The sequence below is a fragment of the Paenisporosarcina sp. P4_D4 genome (assembly GCF_056401835.1).
On record NZ_JBFUIO010000091.1, the window covers coordinates 1 to 8,838 of the forward strand.

Annotated in this window: 6 protein-coding genes; 1 reads left to right on the forward strand and 5 read right to left on the reverse strand. The window is 41.1% G+C overall.

Annotated features, from left to right (window positions below; all coding sequences use genetic code 11):
• The 5 genes from AC1DSL_RS14250 to AC1DSL_RS14270 form a co-directional block, all read right to left on the reverse strand.
• A partial coding sequence (locus tag AC1DSL_RS14250) for an ABC transporter substrate-binding protein (RefSeq protein ID WP_477532666.1) occupies nucleotides 1-745 on the reverse strand: 745 nt, incomplete at its 3' end.
• 377 nt (nucleotides 746-1,122) lie between these two features.
• Entirely contained in the window at nucleotides 1,123-4,332 is a 3,210-nt protein-coding gene (locus tag AC1DSL_RS14255; protein WP_477532667.1) for a BTAD domain-containing putative transcriptional regulator, read from the reverse strand.
• A gap of 129 nt (nucleotides 4,333-4,461) precedes the next feature.
• A complete protein-coding gene (gene acnA / locus AC1DSL_RS14260) occupies nucleotides 4,462-7,173 on the reverse strand; it encodes an aconitate hydratase AcnA (RefSeq protein WP_477532668.1) in 2,712 nt (903 codons plus the stop codon).
• A gap of 137 nt (nucleotides 7,174-7,310) precedes the next feature.
• Complete coding sequence (locus tag AC1DSL_RS14265; protein WP_477532669.1) at nucleotides 7,311-7,799, reverse strand: DinB family protein; 489 nt, start codon at nucleotides 7,797-7,799, stop codon at nucleotides 7,311-7,313.
• Between the two features lie 18 nt (nucleotides 7,800-7,817).
• On the reverse strand, nucleotides 7,818-8,219 hold the full coding sequence (locus AC1DSL_RS14270) for a thiol-disulfide oxidoreductase DCC family protein (RefSeq protein WP_477532670.1): 402 nt from the start codon (nucleotides 8,217-8,219) through the stop codon (nucleotides 7,818-7,820).
• Between the two features lie 114 nt (nucleotides 8,220-8,333).
• On the opposite strand from AC1DSL_RS14270, the gene yfkAB reads away from it, so the two are divergent.
• The coding region (yfkAB, locus tag AC1DSL_RS14275) for a radical SAM/CxCxxxxC motif protein YfkAB (protein ID WP_477532671.1) at nucleotides 8,334-8,838 on the forward strand (505 nt) is incomplete at its 3' end.

Consider the following 8,838-nt stretch of genomic DNA (forward strand, 5'->3'; position numbering starts at 1 on the left):
TTTGATTCCAAGGTGAGTTTGCTCCTGCCCAAACTACAAACAAGTAATCTGGTTTTGCTTCAATCACTTTTTGGAGATTGGAAGTGAAATCAGTAGCTGCAGGATCTGCATACTCTTCTAACACAATTTCAGCACCTAATTCTTCTGCAGCTTTTTTAAATGCTGCAACGCCGTCCAGACCAAAGGAATAGTCAGGAGCGAATGTAGCAATTTTTACGCCTGGTTTCGCGATTGCCGCAGCACCTGCCACAGCATCTTGAGATGAGTTGCGGCCCGTACGGAAGATGTACGGATTGAATTCTGCACCCGTAATACTATCCGCTACAGCTGGTTCTACAATCATGATTTTTTCGTATTCTTCAGCAAGAGGCAGTACCGCCAATGTATCACCTGAACTTGATGAACCAACGATGAAGTCCACTTCATCTTCTTCCAGTAATTTCGTAGCTTTTTGAACCGCTACTTCTGGTTTTGTTTCCGTATCTTCATAAATAATTTCAATTTTCTTGCCCGCTACTTCCATCGTTCCGTCAGTGGCATATTCAATGCCAAGATCAAATCCACGTTGTGTTTGTTTACCGTATGATTCAAGTGCGCCAGTTAACGATGCCAAAACTCCGATTTTAATGGTACCGCCCGTTCCTTCTCCTTCAGCTTCCGCTTCGGGTGAATCCTTATTGTTACAAGCAGAGCTAAAAACAAGAACAAAAATTAAAACAAGAAACAACCATGACTTTCTCTTCATGAAAATCCCCTTCCCCTTCGCGCATTTGTAAGCGTTTACTTGCTTCCTGTTCATCTTATAAAACAAGAGTTACAAAACAGTTACAAAAAGTTTGACCTAAGTCAAACTTTTCTGCGACGAAGCTAGCGCAGCGATGCAGGAGCAAAATTTTTTTGCGACGAGTAACCGCAGGAGTAATCTTCTCTGCGACGAGTAACCGCAGGAGCAAAATCTTTTCTGCGACGAAGCAGCGTAGCGATGCAACGCACTTTCATGTTTCGAAGCTAGCGCTAGCGATGCAGAAACAGGAGCAACTTTTCTGCGACGAGTAACCGCAGACGCAATACCCCCTGAATCCTACAAAGAAAAAACCCACTCCGAGCAAAGCTCGAAACAGGTCAGGTATAGCCAATCGTAATCAATTCGAACATTTGTTCAGTCGTTTCCATAGGTTTTAAGTCAAATTCATTTTCCAGCATGTGCACGCAACGATCATACCATTTGATTGCTTGGGAGCGGTTGTGTAGCTGGTAGTGGGCATACATCAAAAGGCGGTAGGCCTCTTCCCACGTATGTTCAAGTTTAATTAGTTTCTCAGCCCAATAAATCGTTTGAGCGAATTCCTGCAGTCTGGTCGAATTCTGGGCAAGCTTTTCGATCACTTGCAAATACAATTGACGAAACTGTTCTTGCTCAAATTGGAACCAGTCACACGGGCTTTGGTTCAAATAAAAAGACCCTCTATAAAGCGCCGCAGCAGATTTCAATAAAATAATGGCTTGCTTTGGATTGCGTTCTTCCAATCCTTGTGTCGCCAGTTGTTGAAATTGCTGGACGTCACTGATCAATGCGGCTTTCGGATGGATACGATACATGTTTTGTTTCCGGATGATGAAATAAGATTCTGCACGAGGAGATCTCTTTGGTTCCAGTACATTGTAAAGTGCATTTAAAGCCACCTTAAAATCCCTATTTGCGGTTTTCTCATCCTGATCAACAAACAGTTCTCMTATCAACTCATCTTTCGGGACATACCGGTCTCTATGAATGAATAAATAYACAAATAAATCCTTCGCTTTTTCCCTTTGCCACTTTTTGTCTTCCACTTCTTCATTGCCGAGCGATATGGCTAACGGTCCAAGCAATTGTACATGCAATGTATAACCCGGATAGTTGATTTGCGTATCTAGTTGCAGATGTTGACTTAAGTGTTGAATATCCTCATCATCAGGCATCAGTTTTAATGCATGCTGAACGAGCAAGTATACCTGTTGCATATCCAGCGGTCCATACATCGTTAATTTATCGACAAAAAATGTATACTGTTCGGTCAAAAGAAAGCGAGCAAAGCATTTTATTTCTTCCGTAAATAGAGGAGAATCATTTAATTGCATTGAACAAAAACTCAACCAAAATGATGCAACCACTAAACCAAACGAATCGCCGCATGCCACAAAGTCAGCTTTTGCTTGTCTGGCATACTGATTTGCCTGATCATATTGATGATAAATGCAATAAATCATTGCAATACCAATCTTAATATAAGCAGAAAGCCAGGAATCCTGAACTGACTCTGTTTCCCGCAATCCTTTTTCAGCAAGGACTAGTGCCTCATGATGAAGACCTTGCTTTGCTTTTAACAGCGCCAACCCCAAATAAGGCTCAGCTTTTCCTCTGGAAACATCCAATTGGTCCATTATGTCGATGGCTTGCACATACAAGCGCACAGGTGCATCTAACAAATGCAGTCGATCGATACTTTCTGAATGTCCTTTTCGAATCAACCCGACAGCTTCTACAAAACTGGATTTTTCACGTATGCCACTTTCAATCCCTTTACTCGCATAATTGCTCGCTTCAGTAAGATTCCCAATCATGGCATGCAACAGGGCGAGGAGAACAGCAGCTTCACGATGAGAGTCGGGAACTATATTCCCTTCCCTTAAACGGTTTTCAAGCAGATGAATGGAAGCAGATAGTTTTCCCGTCCTCAATAAAATTCGCGCATCCAAATTGCCATCGGTCAATAGATCCACTGGTAACTGCTCATTGACGATAAACGCATTGGCTTCTCTCATTTTTCCTAAATTCACGAGATTCTCGGCAAATTGACGTTTTAAATTGAACATGTCCGTTTGCGACATTGTTGATGTTTGGTTCGCAAATGAAATTGCTGACGCAAGATGCGGATCTGCCAAACCAGGTTGGATTGTATCTAAATAGATATGTGCAAGGCCCGCATGCGCGGTGCTCATATAATAGGCATCATCTTTTTCGGTAGCGAGTGCCAGACATTTCAAGTACGCCTGTTTTGATTTTTCATAATAAGCACGATAGCGATTGGCTTCACCTTCAATAAACGAGAGCGCAGGGTATTCATTGAAAGACTGTAATGGAATTTCTTTTAAACAATCGATGATTAAATCAAATTGTCCCAATTTCAATAATTTTGGTGCCACGGTCATGACGATTTGAGAAATGAAATGAGCATCTTCACATTGAATCGCATGATGAATGGCGCGAATCGAGTCGTTTCGCTGCTCAAAATAGCGAGCAGCTACTTTCTGGGCTAATTTCAATTCTTCGGTATTCGATTTTTTCCACTTGGCAATTAAATATTGCTGGAACAACGCATGATACCGGTAGACTGTATCCTCTCCGAGTTGTTGGATAATGCCGTGATGATTGCGAAACGATTGTAAAAATTCCGAAGCCACATTCCCATAAAAATCATCAATTAATGACAAGGAAAACGTCGGGAATATAGAAAACTGCAAAAGCCATTTTTGCTCGTCTTCCGTAAATCTCATAAAGACCTCATCGGATAAATAATGAAATAGATCTTCCATCGCTGGTTTAATCGCCACATCAAATGGGCTCTCCGAACTAACAGACTGTACCGCCATTAATTGAATGGCAATGGCCCATCCTTCCGTAATTTCCAGAATACGTTTGGACTCCTGATCGGATAAATGACGGTTGAAATAGTCTTCGAAGTAGACGAGTATTTCTTCTTCCGTGAAGACCAGGTCCTTTTCTTTCACTTCAAGTAATTGGCCACTCATTTTCAACTTTAATAATTGCGTCCATTTTGGTCGAGTGCGCGATATCAACACTATATGAACATCGATTGGGCAATGTTCCAAGATTCGTTCCATCATAAAATTGACGGAGAAAACATGATCAATTAAATGGTAGTCATCGATAATAATGACAAGTGGTTCAGCAATCTGATCCAGTTCATTCACAAACCAGGCATGCCAAGCGATTAATTCTTTCTCTGTGGGAAAGGCTGGCTGTGTGGACCAATCTTTCAATAATTGCTGCCCAAAGCTTGGAACCACTCTTTGGATACTGCCGATTAAATACCGTAAAAAAGGTACCAGGTCGTCATCTTCCGAAGAAACGGAGTACCAGGAACAATTGATGCGGCTGTCAGCAATATATTGAGCAATTGCCGAACTTTTGCCGTATCCAGCCCCACCTGTAATCAGTGTGCATTTTTTGGAAGCGATTTGCTTGAATGTGCGTGTCAAAGAAGACCGTCGCATATAAATCTCACTGGTTACGGGTGGAACGAGCTTTGATTTCAGTAAAGGCAGGTTCATGTAATGATTCCCTTTCTTACAAACTCTCTTCCAAAAAGTGTAACATATGAATGTTCGAAATTGAATGACAATTATAAAGAGAAATCACAACAAAAAAAGACTGCCCCTAGGGACAGCCTTTAAAAAATCTTAGTTTTTCAGTTTGTCACGCAATACCATTGGTAGGATACCGCCATGACGATAGTAATCAACTTCAACTTCTGAATCGAAACGTGCCAACACGTCGAATTCTTTTACAGAACCGTCAGCAGATTTAGCCGTTACTTTCAGGATATCACGAGGTTTCACGCCTTCAGCAATGTTAACGCTGATTTCTTCTTTACCTGTTAAGCCAAGTGTTTCAGCACTTTGACCTGGTAAGTATTGAAGAGGTAAAACACCCATCATCACTAAGTTAGAACGGTGAATACGCTCGTAGCTTTCAGCAATAACTGTTTTAATGCCAAGTAAGTTCGTACCTTTAGCTGCCCAGTCACGTGAAGATCCCATACCGTAATCTTTACCTGCAAGAACAACTAAGCCAGTGCCGTCTTCTTGGTATTTCATTGCTGCATCATAGATTGCCATGATTTCTCCGTTTGGCCAGTAAGTAGTGAATCCACCTTCTGTACCAGCTGCGATTTGGTTACGGATACGGATGTTTGCAAACGTACCACGCATCATAACTTCGTGGCTACCACGACGTGAACCATATGAGTTAAAGTCGCGTACTTCCACACCGCGGTCGCGCAAGTATTTACCTGCTGGTGTATCTTTACCAATTGCACCAGCTGGTGAAATATGGTCAGTTGTAATTGAATCTCCGAATTTCGCAACTACACGAAGTCCTGCAAGCGTTTGGATATCGCTTGGTTCTTTTGTTAAACCTTCGAAATAAGGAGGGTTTTGGATGTACGTTGAATCTTCGTCAAATGTATACAATGAATCATTTGATGTTTCAATCGCATTCCAACGCTCGTTTTCACTGAAAACGCGCTCATATTCTTTACGGAATAATTCAGGTGTTACTGTTTTAAGAAGAACTTCTTTCACTTCTTCTGTTGAAGGCCAGATATCAGCAAAGAATACATCGTTGCCGTCTTTGTCTTGACCAAGTGCTTCATTTTGAAGGTCGATATCAACCGTACCTGCTAGTGCATAAGCAACAACAAGTGGTGGTGAAGCTAAGTAGTTAGCTTTCACTAATGGGTGAATACGGCCTTCGAAGTTACGGTTACCTGAAAGTACAGAAGTAACAAGTAGATCGTTTTCAATGATGCCTTTTTCAATTTCAGGAAGCATTGGACCCGAGTTACCGATACATGTTGTACAGCCATAACCAACTAAGTCAAATCCTACATCAGCCAATGGTTTTAATAGACCAGCGTCACGTAAGTAACCTGTTACAACTTTAGAACCTGGTGCAAGTGAAGTTTTCACATATGCTGGTGGACGCAAGCCTTTTTCAGCTGCTTTTTTAGCAACTAGACCCGCACCTAACATTACGAATGGGTTTGATGTATTCGTACATGATGTGATGGCAGCAATACCAATAGCACCTGTAGGAATTGTTACTTCAGCCCCATCTGCCATCGTTACTGTAGCAGACTTATTGAATTCTTTTTTAGATAAACCGAATCCTTGGTTGCCTTGAGGAGCAACAACCGCTTTGTTAAATTCAGACTTCATTTCAGACAATGGAATCAAATCTTGTGGACGTTTCGGTCCAGACATGTTTGGTTCGATTGTAGATAAGTCTAATTCTACAACGTCTGTATATGTTGGATCTTCGTTATCCGCTGTGAAGAACATTCCGTTAGCAGTTAAGTATTCTTTAACTACTTGGATGTGATCAGCGTCACGGCTAGTTAAACGCATGTAATCAAGTGCTTCTTCATCAACTGGGAAGAAACCACAAGTTGCGCCGTACTCAGGAGCCATGTTGGCAATTGTCGCACGGTCAGCAAGAGGAAGTTTTGTTACACCCGCTCCGAAGAACTCAACAAATTTCCCTACTACACCTTTTTTACGAAGTACTTCAGTTACTTTAAGTGCTAAGTCAGTAGCAGTTGTTCCGTTAGGAAGGTCGCCAGTTAATTTAACACCGATAACTTCAGGAATCGGGAAGTATGAAGGTTGACCAAGCATACCCGCTTCCGCTTCGATACCGCCTACGCCCCAGCCTAAAACACCGATACCGTTGATCATTGTTGTATGTGAGTCAGTACCTACTAATGTATCTGGATACGTTTCGTATGTACCATCTTCATTTTGTACAGCATGAACAACATTTGCCAAGTACTCTAAGTTTACTTGGTGAACGATACCTGTTGCCGGTGGTACAGCACGGTAGTTGTCATATGCTTTTTGAGCCCAGCTAAGGAACTGGTAACGCTCTGCATTACGTTCGAATTCAAGTTCCATATTGATGCGAAGTGCATCACCTGTACCGTAATTGTCTACTTGTACAGAGTGGTCAATAACTAAATCAACAGGAATTGCAGGGTTGATTTTGTCTGGGTCTCCGCCCATTTCAGCCATAGCTGAACGAAGTGCTGCCAAGTCAACTACTACTGGCACTCCAGTGAAATCTTGAAGGATTACGCGTGAAGGTTTGAAAGGTACTTCAGCTTCAGGGTCAACGTCTTTACCCCATTTTGCCAATTCTTCTACGTGGTCATCTTTGATGACATATCCGTCATGTTGGCGCAGTACGGACTCAAGCAATACTTTAATTGAATAAGGAAGGCGGGAAACATTTGCGATCCCTGCCTCTTCTAACGCTGCTAAACGATAATAGTTATACGTTTTACCGTTTAAATCGAAAGAAGTACGGCTATTATGCAAGTTACTTTTTGCCATGTCTTTTCCTCCTTTTGTCTTATGAAAAGGCTCTCATCTATTGGTAGCGACTTTTCTCCAGTTCCTATCATAACGTAGTCTAGTTTATAAGTAAATTACATTAAAATTATTGGTTGTGATAAGTAATGCTTATGACCTTACAACATTTCAATCGTTTTTTTCAATTGCTTTAAATGCCTTTTTTCATGTAGTCCGACAAACGGAAACCATTGAATCAATGGGACTTGACCAAAAATCGGATGTTTGAATGATTTTTCTTTGAATACAGTTTTAGTGCTTGATTCATAAACATCTAATAAGAAGAGTCGCGATTCATGGAGATCTTTCAGCATCTCCATTTTTGTTTTGTATTCTTCAGTCGGAACTGTATAACCAGGGGCTTCTACTTTAATTAATCGATTTGTTGAAAGGCCGATTGGTTTTTTTCTAACTTTCGGACTATCCGGGTTTTTAAGTTCTCTTGCGATATTGGTAGCAATGACGGTTTCCATGCGCACCAGATGTTCAAAGATTTGCTTTGGCGACCATTTGCCATTTGCAGGTTTTTTATTGAACTGTTCATCTGTCAAACCATCTACCGTTTGAAAAAGTTCTTTCCGTATTTCATTATTGTCTTCTAAAAACAACTAAAATCTCTCCTTTAATTAACCGAAAAATCGTTTACGCTGTTGGGGGGATGGTAGTAAACACGATTGGTTACTACGAATTAAGCGGTGTCTGCGCTTTGCCACGAATCGATACAATCCATCTCGTGAAAATTTGGGAAGCACTTTTAACATAGTACCCAAATGGTACGGAGACTTGAGATACGATGACAATGCTATCACCGCATCCGATTCCACTAATAATTCTTTTCCCTTAAGTACCACGATTGAATCAATTGATTGTAAAAATGGATGTTCTTTTATTATTTGACTCGCAAATTTACTTTGAAGTGGTGCGAAACAAATGGTTTCGTCACGCTCATTCTGCAGGATAAATTGGACAGACTGCTGGCAAAAACCACAGCTGCCATCATACAGGAGTATTGGATTTGGATGATCCATAAAAATCACCTTTTCTTCTTATATTACTTGAATCGAAACAAAATCTAAAATCTAACGTTTTCAATAGGCTTTTGATATGCGACAATTACTTATTGTAGAAAGGACGATTGATTGATGAATACAACAATTCAAAAGCTTACCCCTTCTTATGATCCTTGGGAAGCTTACTTAGATATGGAAAAACACGGCAAGCTGACGCTGTCGAACATCGAGTTCACTACCACCACGTTATGCAACATGCGTTGTGCACATTGTGCAGTTGGCTATACACTTCAAAACAAAGATCCCGAGGCACTCCCTTTTGAGCTTCTGCGAATGAGGCTAGATGAAATCCCACATCTACAAACTCTCAGCATTACAGGCGGAGAACCGATGCTATCGAAAAAGTCGGTCACGAATTATGTTCTTCCACTATTAAAATATGCGCATGAGCGTGGAGTTCGCACACAAATCAATTCGAATCTGACACTGGATTCTGAGCGTTATATGATGATTGCTCCTTATCTTGATGTTTTACATATCTCACATAATTGGGGAACGGTAGACGAATTTGTGGAGACTGGATTTGCAGTTATGGAACGAAAACCAACGTACGAACAACGAGCAAAACTCTTTGACC